Origin of the sequence: Pseudomonas sp. Au-Pse12 (genome assembly GCF_021341665.1) — a bacterium.
Classification (GTDB): domain Bacteria; phylum Pseudomonadota; class Gammaproteobacteria; order Pseudomonadales; family Pseudomonadaceae; genus Aquipseudomonas.
Window position 1 is genome coordinate 220,725 of record NZ_JAJTTH010000009.1, and the last position, 14,781, is coordinate 235,505.

Here is a 14,781-nt window from a genome sequence, read left to right on the forward strand (position 1 = left end):
AGCCGGTCCAACCCTGCCTGCCGATCAGTTAAGGGAGGGGATTTTTTTTTCGCTCGCGCTTTCGCTTGAACGGCCAGCAGTGGCCAGCAGGCCCATTAACGTCCAGCCAGCGGACCACCGCACGCGTTTGCCAAGTTGTCGAGGTCAATTCATGAGCGTGCATGAACTCAAGCGTCCGCCCACCGCGGATGCGTCAGCCCCCAAGGACCGCTTGCAGTTGAGCGGTGCCCTGGAGCAGTTGCGCCATTGGGCCCAGGCCCGCCCGTTGCACAACGCGTTGCGCCACAAGCGCCACGGCCATTGGTACGCCTGGCGCTGGATCGACGCGCTGCGGGCTGTCGAGCGTCTGGCCGATGGCCTGCGCCAGCAGGGCTTGAGCGCCGACTCGCGGCTGGTGGTCAGTGCCCTGTTCGAGCCGGATCTGCTCCTGCTGGCCCTGGCCGCCCACAGCATCGGCGCCGAGGTGCTGAGCCTGGACCCCGAGCTGGCGCCAGAAGCACTGCGCCAGCGCTTGTGGCGCCTGCAGCCGAGCCACGCCTTCGTGCATTCCCGCCAGCAGGTGCTGGATTGGGTCGCCGCCGGTGAAAACGCGCTGGCCCCACGCTTGCTGATTGTCGGGCAAGCCTTGCCGCGTTTGCCGCAAGGCGCGCATCAGCCCTTGCTGGAGTTCAGCCAGTTGCTCGGTCGTGGCGAACCGCCCCGGCGCCAGGCCTATTGGCGAGCGCCGGTCAGCGCGGGCCAGTTGTGGAGCGAGGAGGGCACGCAGTGGCAAGGCGGCCTGACGGTGCTGCTGGAGCAGTGGCTGGACAGCGGCCAGTGCCTGGCCTTTGCCGAAAGCCGTGGCTCGGCCCACCACGACCGGCGCGAGGTGGCCCCCAGCGGGCTGTTGCTGTCGCCCCAGCGCCTGCAACGCCTGGCAGACGACATCGAAAGCCGCCTGGCGCCGCCCGGCAGCTGGCGCCGTCGCCTGTGCGAATGGGCCTTGGCCCATCCGCAGCAGCTGCTGCCTCGGCTGCTCAAGCAGCGTGTACGGCACCTGCTGGGCTTTTCCCGCCTGCAGTTCATCTGGCAGGCCCCGCAGGCCACGCCGCAACCGGCAACCCCGGCCTGGATCGCCGAATTCACACGGAACATTGCATGAGCCACGCCGAACCCATTCTGCAAGTCAGTGACATCTCCCTGTCGTTCAAGGGGGTCAACGCCATCAATCGGCTGTCGTTCGAGGTGCGCCGTGGCGAGATCTGCGCCCTGATCGGCCCCAACGGCGCCGGCAAGAGCTCGCTGCTCAACGTGCTCAACGGGGTCTATCGCTTCGACTCCGGCGCGGTGGTCTTCGACCGGCAGCCCTTCACCCGGATCGACCCGCTGCGGGCCGCCCGGCGGGGCATCGGCCGGACCTTCCAGAACAATGCCCTGTTCAAGAAGATGAGCGTGCTCGACAACCTGCTCACCGGGCTTTCGCGGCATGCCCGTAGCGGCTTTATCGAGCAGGCCCTGGGCTTGCCCCGGGCGCGCCGCGAAGCCCGGGCCTTCCGCCAGATGGCCGAGGGCATCTTGCAGTTCCTTGAGTTGCAGGCGTTGCGCGACGTGCCGGTGGGCAACTTGGCCTACGGCCTGCAAAAGCGCGTGGAGCTGGGCCGGGCGCTGATCGCCGGCCCGAGCTTGTTGCTGCTGGACGAACCCATGGCCGGAATGAACGCCGAAGAAAAGCAGGAAATGGCCCGGTTCATCGCCGACATCAACCGTGACCTGGGCACCACCGTGGTGCTGATCGAGCACGACATGGCGGTGGTCATGGACCTGTGCGACCACGTGGTGGTGCTCGACTACGGGCGCAAGGTGGGCGATGGCACACCGGCCGAGGTCCAGGCCAATCCCGAGGTGATCGCCGCTTACCTGGGGGCCGTGCACGCATGACGTTCTTCTTGGAAACCCTGCTTGGTGGCCTGCTCGCCGGCACCCTGTATTCACTGGTGGCCATCGGTTTCGTGCTGATCTACAAGGCCAGCGGCGTGTTCAACTTCGCCCAGGGCTCGATGCTGCTGTTCGCCGCGCTGACCTTCGTCAGCCTGCACGAGCAGGGCGTGCCCTTCGCCCTGGCATTGTTGCTGACGGTGCTGGTGATGATCCTTGGCGCCTGGTTGATCGAGCGCCTGGTGCTGCGGCCGCTGGTCAACCGCTCGCAGATCACCCTGTTCATGGCCACCCTGGGCCTGTCGTTCATCATCGAGGGCCTGGCCCAGGGGCTGATGGGTTCCCAGGTGCGGGCCCTGGACCTGGGCATCGACGACGTACCGCTGTTCCTCGGGCCGCTGATGGTCAGCCAGTTCGACCTGATCGCCGCGGCCACCGCTGTGGTGCTGGTGGTGGTCCTGGCGCTGCTGTTCAACAAGACCCGCATCGGCATTTCGCTGCGGGCGGTGGCCGACGACACCACGGCGGCGCTGTCCATCGGCATCAACCTCAACCGCATCTGGCAGATCGTCTGGGCCGTGGCCGGGGTGGTGGGGCTGGTGGCCGGGCTGCTCTGGGGCGCCCGCCAGGGGGTGCAGTTTTCCTTGTCGCTGGTGGTGCTCAAGGCGTTGCCGGTGCTGATCATCGGCGGCTTTACCTCGATCGGCGGGGCGATTGCCGGCGGCCTGATCGTCGGCGCCGCGGAGAACCTGGCGGAGGTCTACCTCGGCCCGCTGCTTGGCGGCGGCATCAGCCCCTGGTTCGCCTATGTCCTGGCCCTGGCCTTCCTCTACATCCGTCCCGCCGGCCTGTTCGGCGAGCGGGCCATCGAGCGAGTGTGAATTGATGTCCATTCTTCTGACACAGCCCAGCGCGCCGTTGCTGCTGGTCCAGCGCCGCCTGCCCTGGGGCCTGGCCGGCCTGTTGCTGCTGGCCTTCGGCGTAGTGCCGCTGCTTGGCAACGACTATTGGCTCAGCGCAATCCTGATTCCGTTCCTGGTGCTGTCCCTGGCCGGGCTCGGGCTCAACCTGCTGACCGGCTACACCGGCCAGACCTCGGTGGGCGCCGCCGGCTTCATGGCGGTCGGGGCCTTTGCCACCTACGGTTTTCTGCTGCGCCTGCCGGAGCTCGGGCTGCCCCTGGCGCTGCTGGGCGGCGGCCTGATCAGCGCCCTGGTGGGCTGGCTGTTCGGCTTGCCGAGTTCGCGGATCAAGGGCTTCTACCTGATGGTCAGCACCCTGGCGGCGCAGTTTTTCCTGGAGTGGCTGTTCGTCAAGTTTCCCTGGTTCTACAACTACGGCTCCTCGGGGACCATTTCGGCGCCGCAGTTGAACCTGCTGGGCCACGACCTGAATCACCCGCAGGGCCGTTACCTGCTGACCCTGGTGACGGTGCTGCTGTTGACCTGGGTGGCGCAGAACCTGGTGCAGAGCCAGGTCGGCCGCAACTGGATGGCGATCCGCGACATGGACACCGCTGCCGCCGTGATCGGCATTCCGGTGGCCCGCTACAAGCGCCTGGCGTTTGCCGTCAGTTCGTTCTACCTGGGCATCGCCGGGGCGCTGTGGGCCTTCGCCTACCTGGGCACCGCCAGCGCCAGCAGCTTCGATATCAATCGTTCGTTCCAGATCCTCTTCATCATCATTATCGGTGGCATGGGCAGCGTGGCCGGCAACTTTGTCGGCGCGGCCTTCATCAGCCTGCTGCCGATCTTCCTCAGCCATGCCGGGCAGTGGCTGCTGGGCGGGGCGGTGGATGCCGGGCAATTGCAGAACCTGCAGAAAATCATCTTTGGCGTGCTGATCATCCTGTTCCTGATCAAGGAACCCGAGGGCCTGATCCGCCTGCTGAGCAACCTGCGCGAGCGCCTGCGGCACTGGCCGCTGCGCTTCTGAATTCCACTCAAGACCTAGAGAGACAACATGCGTGCATCCTTGAAAGCTTCCCTGGCCGGTGCGGCGTTGCTGCTGTCGGCGGCGCTGACCCCGCAGGCCCAGGCCGCGCCGGACCAGCAGTTCTTCCCCCTGGCCACCTACCGGGTCGGTGCCTACGCCTCCAGCGGGGTGCAGGTGTGGGCCGGGATGATCGACTACCTGAACTACATCAATCAGGTGGAAGGCGGGATCAACGGGGTCAAGCTGGTGTGGCAGGAATGCGAGACCGAATGGACCGCGGAGAAGGGCATCGAGTGCTACGAGCGCTTCAAGAAGGGCCTGGACGGTGCGCCGGTGGCGGTCTATCAGCCCAACGGGGCGCCGGCGGCCTATGCCTTGAGCGAGCGCGCCGAGGTGGACAAGATCCCGCTGATCACCCTCGGCTACGGCCGCACCGAAGCCACCGATGGCACGGTGTTCCCCTACAACTTCCCGGTGATGCTGACCTTCTACAGCGAGGCCTCGACCCTGGTGAACTACATCGCCCAGCGCGAGGGCGGGTTTGACAAGCTCAAGGGCAAGAAGATCGCCACGGTCTATCACGACTCCGCCTATGGCCGGGAAACCCTCGGGCCGCTGAAGCTACTGGCGGAAAAATACGGTTTCGAGAACATCCAGATCCCGGTGGCCGACCCGGGCAACGAGCAATCGGCGCAATGGCGGCAGATCCGCCAGCAGAACCCGGACTGGGTGTTCCTGCGCACCTGGGGCGTGTCGACCCCGGTGGCGGTGAAGACCGCCGCGCGCTTCGGCTTCCCGGTGGACCACATCATCGGCGACATCTGGGCCAGCTCCAGTGAAGACGTGCTGCCCGCCGGCGCCGCCGCCAAGGGTTACCTGGCGTTGACGCCGTACCCGGCGGGCAGCGACTTCGAGATCCACAAGCGCCTCAAGCAGTACATCCTCGATACGGGCAAGAGCGACCTCAAGGACCTGAAGAACTTCGGCAGCGTGTACTACAACTCCGGGCTGGTGAACGCCGCGGTGGCGGTGGAGGCGATCCGCACCGCCCAGGGCCAGTTCGGCAAGCGCCCGCTCAATGGCGAGGAAGGCCGCTGGGGCCTGGAGCACTTGAACATCGACGACGCGCGCCTCAAGGACATGGGCTACCTGGGCTTGATGCAGAACCTCAAGCTGTCTTGCCGCGATCACGAAGGCGGTGGCGCGGCCCGGGTGCAGCAATGGGACGGCGCCAACTGGACCCTGATCAGCGACTGGATCGCCGCCGACCGCGCGCTGCTGCGGCCGCTGATCGACGAGAAGGCCGCGGCCTTCGCCAAGGAAAAACACCTGGTGCCGCGCACCTGCAACGGGGATGAGTGAGCCATGAGCCACAGCGCCACGGCCCCGACGGCCGAGACCTTGTTGCAGGTGCAGGACATCGAGGTGATCTACGACGGCTCGATCCTGGCCCTGGCCGGGGTCTCGCTGAGCGTGCCCCAGGGGGCGATCGTTGCCTTGCTGGGGGCCAACGGCGCCGGCAAGAGCACCACCCTCAAGGCCATTTCCGGGCTGGTACGGGCCGAACGGGCGCAGCTGGGCCGAGGCAGCATTGCCTTCGCCGGGCAGGACCTGGCCGGTGTCGAGCCCAGCCAGCGGGTGCGCCAGGGCATGGTCCATGTGCTGGAGGGGCGTCACGTGTTCCCGCAGTTGACGGTGGAAGACAACCTACGCAGCGGCGGCTTTGTCCGCGGCCTTGGCCGGCGCCAGCTGGAACAGGACCTGGAGCGGATCTACCACTGGTTTCCGCGCCTGCTGACCAAGCGCAAGGTGCGGGCCGGGCTGACGTCCGGCGGCGAGCAGCAGATGCTGGCCATCGGCCGGGCGTTGATGACCCGTCCTACTTTGGTACTGCTCGACGAACCTTCCATGGGCTTGGCGCCTATTATCGTCCAGGAGATTTTTCAGATCGTCGCCCAGCTTAATCGCGAGGCAGGAGTGAGCTTTCTGATCGCCGAGCAAAGCATTAGTCTGGCGCTCAAATACGCTTCGCACGCCTACCTGTTGGACACCGGCCGCGTGGCCCTGTCCGGCAGCGCCGAGCAACTGCTGGCCCGAGGCGATCTGCAGGATTTCTACCTGGGCAAACACTGACCGTGAGCATTCCATGAGCCAACTCCACAACGGACAGGCACACCCTGCCACCCGTGATGCGCAAATCCTGATTGTCGGTGGCGGCCTCAGCGGCGCCTTGCTGGCTGCCCACTTGCTGCGCCTGCCGGGCCAGCGGCGGATCCTGGTGATCGAGCCGCGCAGCGAACTCGGGCGTGGCGAGGCCTACAGCGCCGTGGAACTGGGGCATACCCTGAACGGCAACGCCGCGCGCATGAGCGTCGACCCGGACAACGCCGACGACCTGACCCAATGGCTGACCCGGCACATTGCCGAGGGCGGCTGGCCCGAGTCGGACCGCCAGCACGTGCCGGTCAGCGAACTGTTTCCGCCCCGCGGGCTGTTTGGTGTCTATGTCCAGCAGCGGCTGGCCGAGGCGCAAGCGCAGGGCCGGGCGCAGGGCTCTGCGGTGAGCCATGTGCAGGGCGAGGCGGTGGACCTGGAAACCGACCCCGACGGTGTACTCCTGACCCTGGCCGATGGCCGGCAACTGCGCGGCGCGGTGGCGGTACTGGCCACCGGCATGTTCCCGGCGGCGCGCACGCCACAGACCCGGTCCAGTGGCCTTAACGCCGCCGCCCTGGACCCCTGGGACGTGGCCGCCATGGCCCGCCTCGACCCGCAGGCCACGGTGCTGATCATCGGCTCCGGGCTGACCATGGTCGACGCCGTGGTGTCCCTGGAGCAGGCCGGGCATCGCGGGCCGATCGAGGTGTTTTCCCGCCATGGGCTGCTGCCGCACGTGCGTCGCCAGCCACCGGCCTGGGAGGATTTTCTGGCCGCCGACCCGAGCCTGCGCAGCCCCCGGCAGTTGCTCCGGGCACTGCGGCGCCAGTGCCAGGCGGCGCAGGCCCGGGGTATTGACTGGCAAGCACCGCTGGACACGGTGCGGGCGCATATCGGGCGCTTGTGGAGCCAGGCCAGCGAGGCGCAGAAACGCCAGTTCGTGCGTCATGTGCGGCCCTGGTGGGAAAGCCATCACCATCGCTCGCCGCCCTTGAGCGCGGAGCTGGTGGCGCGCCTGCAAGAGGAGGGCCGGTTGCGGGTGCATGCTGCGTCCTACCAGGGGCTGGAGCTGGACGCCGAAGGCCGCCTGGTGATCCGCCTGCGCTACCGCGGCCGCCAGGACAGCGTGCGGCTGGCGGGGGATGCATTGATCAACTCCAGCGGCATTGAATACGACTGGCGCCGGGTGGCGCGGCCTTTGCCGCGGCAACTGCTGGCTCGCGGCCTGGTCACCCCCGGGCCGCTGGCCCTGGGCATCAGCGCCACGGCGGACGGCGCCGTGCACGATGCCCAGGGCCAGGCATCCGAGCGCCTGTTCGCCCTGGGCCCGCCCTTGCGCGGCCTGTGGTGGGAAAGCACCGCCGTCACCGACGTCGCCCTGCAAGCCAAGGCCCTGGCCGCGCGCCTGGCCGCATTGCCGTTGTAGCCGCTGCCGCAGGCTGCGAACGGCCCGCAGGGCCGCGGCGTACTAAAGGCCGCTGCGGGTTCGGCGGGCGATCGTCAAGCAAGGTCCTGCGGACCTTTGCGCAGCTTCGCCGTGGCTCAGCAGCGGCTACAGGCAATGCCGATCGGGGTTGTGTAGCCGCTGCCGCAGGCTGCGAACGGCTCCGTAGGAGACGCGGGGATCTTGAGGCCGCTGCGGGTTCGGCGGGCGATCATCAAGCAAGGTCCTGCGGACCTTTGCGCAGCTTCGCCGTGGCTCAGCAGCGGCTACAGGCAATGCCGATCGGGGTTGTGTAGCCGCTGCCGCAGGCTGCGAACGGCTCCGCAGGAGACGCGGGGATCTTGAGGCCGCTGCGGGTTTGGCGGGTGATCGTCAAGCAAGGTCCTGCGGACCTTCGCGCAGCTTCGCGGGCTCAGCAGCGGCTACAGGAAGGTGACCCAGCGCTGTTCCTGGGCGGCGGTGCGGATCGCTGCGGCCAGGCGTTCTACTTCCCAGGCTTCAGCGAAATCCGTGCCGTCCCGGCCCTGGCCGTACAGGGCCATGATCAGTTCGTGAACCTCCAGGGTCTTGAGTTCGTTGTAGCCCAGTTGATGCCCGGGGGCCGGGCTGAAGGCGGCGTAGCCGGGCAGGTCGGGCCCGGCCAGCAGGCGCTGGAAGCCTTTCTGCCCGACCCGGTACAGGCGCAGTTCGTTGAGCCGTTCCTGGTCGAACGCCAGGGTGCCGAGGGTGCCGCTGATCTCGAAGCTCAGGTGGTTCTTGTAGCCGTGCTTGATCCAGCTGCTGCTCACGCAACCCCGGGCGCCATTGGCAAAGCGCAGCAGGGCGTGGGCCTGGTCGTCGACCTCTATGCCGCGCCGTTGCGGGCTGCCGCTGTGGGCGGGGCGTTGCAGGTGCACGGTCTGGGTGTCGGCGCACACTGCCTGCACCGGCCCCATGAGAAAGCGCGCCATGGCCAGCAGGTGGCTGCCCAGGTCCGCCAGGGCGCCGCCGGCGTGCTGCGGGTCGCAACGCCAGGACCAGGGCGAGTCCGGGTCGGCCATGAAGTCTTCGCTGAACTCGCCCTGGAAACTCACCAACTGCCCCAGCTCACCCTGGCCGATCAGCTGCCGGGCCAGGACGATCATCGGGTTGTGCTGGTAGTTGTAGCCGACCCGGGTCACCACCCCGGCGGCCTGGGCCGCGTGGTGCATCTGCCGGGCCTGCTCGACGCTGACCGCCAGGGGTTTTTCGCAGTACACCGCCTTGCCCGCCGCCAACGCCGCCATGGCCATGGGGAAGTGCAGGTGATTGGGGGTGGTGATGGCCACCAGATTGACCCGGGGATCGGCGATCAGGTCTTGCCAGTCGGCGTGGGCCTGGGCAAAGCCCCAGGCGCCGGCACAGTGCTCGGCGCGCTGCGCATCGGCATCGGCCAGGGCGGCCAGGTGCAGGCGCACCGGCAGTTCGAAGGCCGCGCCGACGCTGCGAAACGCCAGGGCGTGAGCCCGGCCCATGAAGCCGGTGCCGATCAAGCCAATGCCAAGTTCGTCCATAACCGCTCCTGCAGAATTATTGTTCTAGGGAGTGCTAGTTATGGAATAAATATTCGTTAATTGCAATTGTTGGAATTAAAATTTCGAGGCAGCCCTGCAGAACAACAAAAAGGCAGCCCGAGGGCTGCCTTTTTGGGGGGGGCAAGCGGGCCTCAGGAGAGGAAGCCGCCGTCCACGTTCAGCGAAATGCCCGTGGTGTAGCTGGAGGCGTCGCTGGCCAGGTAGAGCACCGCGCCGGCCATTTCGCTGGGGTCGGCCACGCGCTTGAGGGGGATCTGCGCCAGGGCGGTCTTGAGGATGGCGTCGTTCTTCACCAGCGCCGAGGCGAACTTGGTGTCGGTCAGGCCCGGTAGCAGGGCGTTGCAGCGGATGCCGAACGGCGCGCATTCCTTGGCGAAGACCTTGGTCATGTTGATCACCGCGGCCTTGGTCACCGAGTAGATGCCCTGGAAGATCCCCGGCGAGATGCCGTTGATCGAGGCCACGTTGATGATGCTGCCGCCACCGTTCTCGCGCATCAGCTTGCCGGCTTCCACCGACATGAAGAAGTAGCCGCGGATGTTGACGTCGACGGTCTTCTGGAAAGCCCCGAGGTCCGTGTCCAGGACGTTGCAGAACTGCGGGTTGGTGGCGGCGTTGTTGACCAGGATGTCCAGGCGCCCGAACTGTTCGCGGATGCCGGCGAAGACCTGGCTGATCTGTTCCATTTCGCCGATGTGGCAGGCAATTGCCGTGGCCTTGCCGCCGTCGGCGATGATCGCGTCGGCCACGTGCTGGCAGCCTTCGAGCTTGCGGCTCGACACGATCACATGGGCCCCTTGCTGGGCCAGCAACTTGGCAATGGCCTCACCGATGCCGCGGCTGGCGCCGGAAACGAAAGCGATCTTGCCGTCGAGGTCGAACAACTGAGTCTTGGACATGGTTTTTCCCTGGTTGGGTTGTCGAGCGCCGGGGCGCGGTCAGAGGCTGGATTGATCGATGACCTGCAGGCTCATCTGCTCCAGCAGCTTGTTCATGTGAATGAACTGCGCGAAGCGTTTGTCCTGGGTCTGGCCGTGGTAGAAGCGGTAGTAGATCTGCTGCACGATGCCGGCCAGGCGGAACAGGCCGTAGGTGTAGTAGAAGTCGAAATTGCCGATCTCGATGCCCGAGCGCTCGGCGTAGTAGTCGACGAACTGCTGGCGGGTGAGCATCCCCGGGGCGTTGCTCGGCTGGCGGCGCATCAGTTGCACCGGCGCCGGGTCGGCGGCTTCGATCCAGTAGGCCAGGCTGTTGCCCAGGTCCATCAGCGGGTCGCCCAGGGTGGTCAGCTCCCAGTCCAGCACGCCGATGATCTGCATCGGGTTGTTGGGGTCGAGGATCACGTTGTCGAAGCGGTAGTCGTTGTGCACGATGCTCGAGGTCGGGTGGTCGGCGGGCATCTTCTCGTTGAGCCAGGCCTTCACGGTGTCCCAATGCGGCGCGTCCGGGGTCAGGGCTTTCTCGTAGCGTTCGCTCCAGCCCTTGATCTGGCGCTGCACGTAGCCTTCCGGCTTGCCCAGGTCGCCGAGGCCGCAGGCGTTGTAGTCAACCCGGTGCAGTTCGACGAAGCGGTCGATGAAGCTCTTGCACAGCGCTTCGGTCTGGCCGGCGTCAAGGCCCAGCTCCGGCGGCAGGTCGGAGCGCAGGATGATGCCCTTGACCCGTTCCATGACATAGAACTCGGCGCCGATCACCGACTCGTCGGTGCAATGCACGTACGCCTTGGGGCAGTAGGGGAAACCGTCCTTGAGCTGGTTGAGAATGCGGAACTCACGGCCCATGTCGTGGGCCGACTTGGCCTTGTGGCCGAACGGCGGGCGCCGCAGGACGAATTCCTGGTCAGGGTATTCCAGCAGGTAGGTGAGGTTCGAAGCCCCGCCCGGGAACTGGCTGATGCGCGGCGTGCCGCTGAGGCCTGGGATGTGCGCCTTGAGGTACGGATCGATCAGGTTGGCGTCGAGTTCCTCGCCGGAGCGAGTGCGGGTGGACTGGTCTGTAAGCGCCATGCTTATCCCTTCTGCTTATTCTGGAGGCCAGAGATTATTGGTTAATCTAATGCGCCTACCGGCCTCTCACAATCGCAACGGGCCTTTATAGGTGCGCGTGTTGCTGGACAATCATTGCTTTTGATACAAGCGTTTGAATCTTCATCGGCCGGCCCTCAATCCCGCAGGCGCAAGGGCCGTCGAGGCGGGCGGGTCGCTGGCAAGCCAGCTCCCACACGGGCCCGCAGGGAGCATAGGTGCTGCTCGGGGCGGTGTCAGCTTGGGGGTGGCAGGGCCAGCGGAGTCAGCAGCGGCCGGCCTTCGAAGTGGGCCAGCAGGTTGTGGCCGACCCTCTCCACGGTGTCGCGGCTGGCCTGGGGCGACAGGCCGGCGACATGGGGCGTGAGCACGACGTTGTCGAGCACCTTGAGGGCGTCCGGGACTTGTGGCTCGTCGTCGAACACGTCCAGGGCCGCGCCGGCAATTCGCCGTTGCTGCAGGGCCTGGAGCAGCGCGCTGCTGTCCACCACGCTGGCCCGGGCAATGTTCACCACAAAGCCCTCGGGGCCCAGCGCCTCCAGCACCTGATGGTCCACCAGGTGCCGGGTCTCGGCGCCGCCGGGCGTGGCGATCACCAGCACATCCACGTCACGGGCCAGTTCCACCAGGGTCGGGCAGAAGCGATAAGGCTGGTCCGCGCGCGGCTGGCGGCTGTGGTAACTCACCGGCATGTCGAACCCCAGGGCGCAGCGCCGGGCAATGGCCTGGCCCACGGCACCCAGGCCGAGGATGCCCAGGCGCATGCCGGCCAGGGACGGGCGCATGACTTTTGGCCATTGGCCCTGGCGCACCGCGGCATCGGCCTGGGGAATGCCGCGCACCAGGGACAGCAGCAGGGCCAGCGCATGGTCGGCCACCGAGGGCGCGTTGACCCCGGCACCGTTGGTGACCGCGATGCCGCGATTGCTCGCCGCTTGCAGGTCGACTTGTTCATAACCGGCGCCGATCACGCAGATGATCTGCAACCGCGGCAGGGCGGCGATTTCCGTCGCGTTCAGGCCCAGCGGGCCGCGGGTCAGCACCGCGTCGATCTGTCCGGCGTGGTCCCGGATCGCCTGGGCCCGGGCTTGCGCAGTGGGCGCCAGGATCAGCCTGAAACCCAGGTCTTCGAGGTGCGGCAGGTAGGCGTTGACGTTTTCAACCAGGACCAGGACGGTGGCGCGCATCAAGGGGCTCCTCGGGAATAGATGAACGGCGCAGGGATGGCTATCCAGCGACGGTCCGCCAGCAGGCGCCAGGGGGCGCAGCAGACCGGGGCGAGGGCTCAAGGGTGGGGGTTGACGGGGATTTTGGCAATCCTGGCCGGCACTGTTCCCGGGGCCGAACGCGCGCATCGGCGTCCCCGGGGCAGTGGCGGAAACGGCTTGAATCAGAAGCTCACGTCAGGGGTCTTGATCAGGCGCACGAAGGGCCCGTTCAGGGTGGCGTTATGGTGGGCGATGATCTTTTTCGCCCCCAGCACGGGAGTGTCCATGCAGGTGTGGGCGTCTTCCACCAACAGCACGGCAAAGCCCAGGTCGCCGGCGGCGCGGCAAGTGGCGTCGACGCAGTACTGGGTCTTCATGCCGACGACCAGCAGTTCCTTGACCTGGGCTTCCTGCAGGCGTTCGGCTAGCCCGGTGCCGACAAAACAGCTGGGGCGGGTCTTGTCCAGCACGCAGTCCAGTTCCTCATCCACTTCCAGGGTCGGCAGCAACTGCCAGAACGGGCTGCCGGCGGCGATCGGCGAATCGGCGGGGCCGGTATGGCGCACGGCGAAGATCGGCGCCCCGGCCTGGCGGGCGCGGCGGATCAGCTGATTGATGTTTTCCAGGGTCTGTTCGCGCTTGTAGGGCTTGTCCGGTCCATTGAACAGGCCGACCTGCATGTCGATGACCAGCAGGGCACGCTTGGCGTTGGATAAAGGCATCTTGTCTCTCCTTGTAGTGCCAGCTGGACGGAGAAACAAAAGGCCCCGTCCATTGCTGGCGGGGCCTTGGTTTTACTGTGCTTGCCTTACCCTGCACAGCCACCACACGACCCGCCGGAAGCAGTCGTGGTAGTGGAGGTAGGGTTGAGCGCGTAGATATTCATGGGGTCCGATCATGCCGTCTGTCCGTGAGCCCTGTCAACGCAACCCTGCGGGCGCCGGCTCGTCGGCGAACAGACTCATCGGACGTGCATCGCCGTTGCGCACGCCTGCGCTGGCAAACCAGCCCCACGGAAACGGGTTTGGGCGTGAGAGGGCCGGGCCAGACGCTTCGCCACCCAGTAGAAAATATCCCTGCAGCGCATAAACCGTTCCTCAGCTGAGTCTATGCAGCGCCCGCGGAATCCCGGACAATCGCGCCCCCTCTATTTCGGTCGGGGTTCTGTCTGTCGGGTACTCCGACGCGCCCTGACCGAATGGCAAATGACCGGAATGTGGAGATCCCACCGGATGAATGATCAGGCCAACAGCGTTGATCAACGCTTTGAAACGGCGGCCCCAGCGACCCTGAGCAGCTGGAACCGCCAAGACACCACCTGGATGCTGGGCCTGTTTGGTACCGCCATCGGTGCCGGTACCCTGTTTCTGCCCATCAATGCCGGCCTCGGCGGCTTCTGGCCGCTGCTGATCCTGGCGCTGCTGGCGTTCCCCATGACCTTCTTCGCACACCGCGGCCTGACCCGCTTCGTGCTGTCCGGTCGCGATGGCGCGGACATCACGGAAGTGGTGGAGGAGCATTTCGGGATCAAGGCCGGTGCCCTGATCACCTTGCTGTACTTCTTTGCCATCTTCCCGATCCTGCTGATCTACAGCGTGGCCCTGACCAACACCGTCGGCAGCTTCATGGAGCACCAGCTGCACATCGCGCCGCCGCCGCGGGCGATCCTGTCCCTGGTGCTGATCCTCGGCCTGCTGGCCGTGGTGCGCTGCGGCGAGCAGGTGATCGTCAAGGCCATGAGCCTGATGGTCTACCCGTTCATCGTTGCCCTGGCGTTCCTCGCGGTGTTCCTGATTCCGCACTGGAACGGCGGCATCCTCGCCACCGCCACTGACGTGCCGGCACCTTCGGCCTTCCTGCACACCCTGTGGCTGGCGATCCCGGTCATGGTGTTCTCGTTCAACCACTCGCCGATCATCTCGGCCTTTGCCGTGGACCAGAAGCGTCGCTACGGCCTGCACGCCGAAGAGCGCAGCTCGCAGATCCTGTCCCGCGCCCACCTGCTGATGGTGGCCATGGTGCTGTTCTTCGTCTTCAGCTGCGTGCTGACCCTGTCGCCGGCGCAGCTGGCGGAAGCCAAGGCGCAGAACCTGTCGATCCTGTCCTACCTGGCCAACCACTTCAGCAACCCGACCATCGCCTTTGCCGCGCCGCTGATTGCCTTCGTGGCCATCGCCAAGTCGTTCCTGGGCCACTACATCGGCGCCAGCGAAGGCCTCAAGGGGCTGATCGTCAAGAGCGGCCGGCGTCCCGGGGCCAAGGCCCTGGACCGCGTGACCGCGGCGTTCATGCTGGTGATCTGCTGGGCGGTGGCGACCCTCAACCCGAGCATCCTGGGGATGATCGAGACCCTCGGCGGCCCGGTCATCGCGGCGATCCTGTTCCTGATGCCGATGTACGCCATCCGCAAGGTGCCGGCCATGGCTCGCTATCGCGGCCAGGCGTCCAACGTCTTCGTGACCCTGGTGGGCCTGGTGGCCATTACCGCCCTGGTGTACTCGCTGGCTTCTTGAGTGCGACGCCCCGGCGCTGGCCAGCCAGCGCCT

At 66.5% G+C, this 14,781-nt stretch carries 13 protein-coding genes; 8 read left to right on the forward strand and 5 right to left on the reverse strand.

The features are described 5' to 3' along the window. The first annotated feature begins 151 nt into the window (after nucleotides 1–151). From LXM55_RS24380 to LXM55_RS24410, 7 genes are read left to right on the forward strand one after another with little or no spacing between them, the layout of a single operon-like run. The gene (locus tag LXM55_RS24380) at nucleotides 152–1,141 is read left to right on the forward strand and encodes an AMP-binding protein (protein WP_233322715.1); all 990 of its coding nucleotides are present in this window, start codon (nucleotides 152–154) and stop codon (nucleotides 1,139–1,141) included. Beyond that, nucleotides 1,138–1,917 carry an ABC transporter ATP-binding protein gene (locus LXM55_RS24385; RefSeq protein ID WP_233322716.1) on the forward strand — a complete coding sequence of 260 codons (780 nt, stop codon included), beginning with the start codon at nucleotides 1,138–1,140 and terminating at the stop codon, nucleotides 1,915–1,917. The genes LXM55_RS24380 and LXM55_RS24385 overlap by 4 nt, the downstream gene beginning before the upstream one ends. Continuing rightward, on the forward strand, nucleotides 1,914–2,795 hold the full coding sequence (locus tag LXM55_RS24390) for a branched-chain amino acid ABC transporter permease (protein WP_233322717.1): 882 nt from the start codon (nucleotides 1,914–1,916) through the stop codon (nucleotides 2,793–2,795). Before LXM55_RS24385 ends, LXM55_RS24390 begins: the two co-directional genes overlap by 4 nt. Nucleotides 2,796–2,799: 4 nt before the next feature. Further along, a complete protein-coding gene (locus LXM55_RS24395; protein ID WP_233322718.1) occupies nucleotides 2,800–3,849 on the forward strand; it encodes a branched-chain amino acid ABC transporter permease in 1,050 nt (349 codons plus the stop codon). Nucleotides 3,850–3,876: 27 nt separating this feature from the next. Continuing rightward, nucleotides 3,877–5,211 carry an ABC transporter substrate-binding protein gene (locus LXM55_RS24400; protein ID WP_233322719.1) on the forward strand — a complete coding sequence of 445 codons (1,335 nt, stop codon included), beginning with the start codon at nucleotides 3,877–3,879 and terminating at the stop codon, nucleotides 5,209–5,211. Nucleotides 5,212–5,214: 3 nt separating this feature from the next. Then, a complete protein-coding gene (locus tag LXM55_RS24405; RefSeq protein WP_233322720.1) occupies nucleotides 5,215–5,982 on the forward strand; it encodes an ABC transporter ATP-binding protein in 768 nt (255 codons plus the stop codon). 13 nt (nucleotides 5,983–5,995) lie between these two features. After that, a complete protein-coding gene (locus LXM55_RS24410) occupies nucleotides 5,996–7,432 on the forward strand; it encodes an FAD/NAD(P)-binding protein (protein ID WP_233322721.1) in 1,437 nt (478 codons plus the stop codon). A gap of 440 nt (nucleotides 7,433–7,872) precedes the next feature. Here LXM55_RS24410 and LXM55_RS24415 read toward each other — a convergent pair whose 3' ends face one another. The 5 genes from LXM55_RS24415 to LXM55_RS24435 all read right to left on the reverse strand — a co-directional run bounded on the left by LXM55_RS24415 (nucleotide 7,873) and on the right by LXM55_RS24435 (nucleotide 12,957). Continuing rightward, on the reverse strand, nucleotides 7,873–8,982 hold the full coding sequence (locus LXM55_RS24415; protein WP_233322722.1) for a Gfo/Idh/MocA family protein: 1,110 nt from the start codon (nucleotides 8,980–8,982) through the stop codon (nucleotides 7,873–7,875). Nucleotides 8,983–9,134: 152 nt separating this feature from the next. Continuing rightward, complete coding sequence (locus tag LXM55_RS24420; RefSeq protein ID WP_233322723.1) at nucleotides 9,135–9,902, reverse strand: SDR family oxidoreductase; 768 nt, start codon at nucleotides 9,900–9,902, stop codon at nucleotides 9,135–9,137. Nucleotides 9,903–9,941: 39 nt separating this feature from the next. Next, entirely contained in the window at nucleotides 9,942–11,009 is a 1,068-nt protein-coding gene (locus LXM55_RS24425) for a phosphotransferase family protein (protein WP_233322724.1), read from the reverse strand. Nucleotides 11,010–11,263: 254 nt separating this feature from the next. Then, nucleotides 11,264–12,214: a 2-hydroxyacid dehydrogenase gene (locus tag LXM55_RS24430; RefSeq protein WP_233322725.1), complete on the reverse strand. Its 951-nt coding sequence runs from the start codon at nucleotides 12,212–12,214 to the stop codon at nucleotides 11,264–11,266. Nucleotides 12,215–12,417: 203 nt separating this feature from the next. Beyond that, complete coding sequence (locus LXM55_RS24435; protein ID WP_233322726.1) at nucleotides 12,418–12,957, reverse strand: cysteine hydrolase family protein; 540 nt, start codon at nucleotides 12,955–12,957, stop codon at nucleotides 12,418–12,420. A 510-nt stretch (nucleotides 12,958–13,467) separates the two neighbouring features. On the opposite strand from LXM55_RS24435, the gene LXM55_RS24440 reads away from it, so the two are divergent. Beyond that, complete coding sequence (locus tag LXM55_RS24440) at nucleotides 13,468–14,748, forward strand: serine/threonine transporter (protein WP_233322727.1); 1,281 nt, start codon at nucleotides 13,468–13,470, stop codon at nucleotides 14,746–14,748. Nucleotides 14,749–14,781 lie beyond the last annotated feature (33 nt).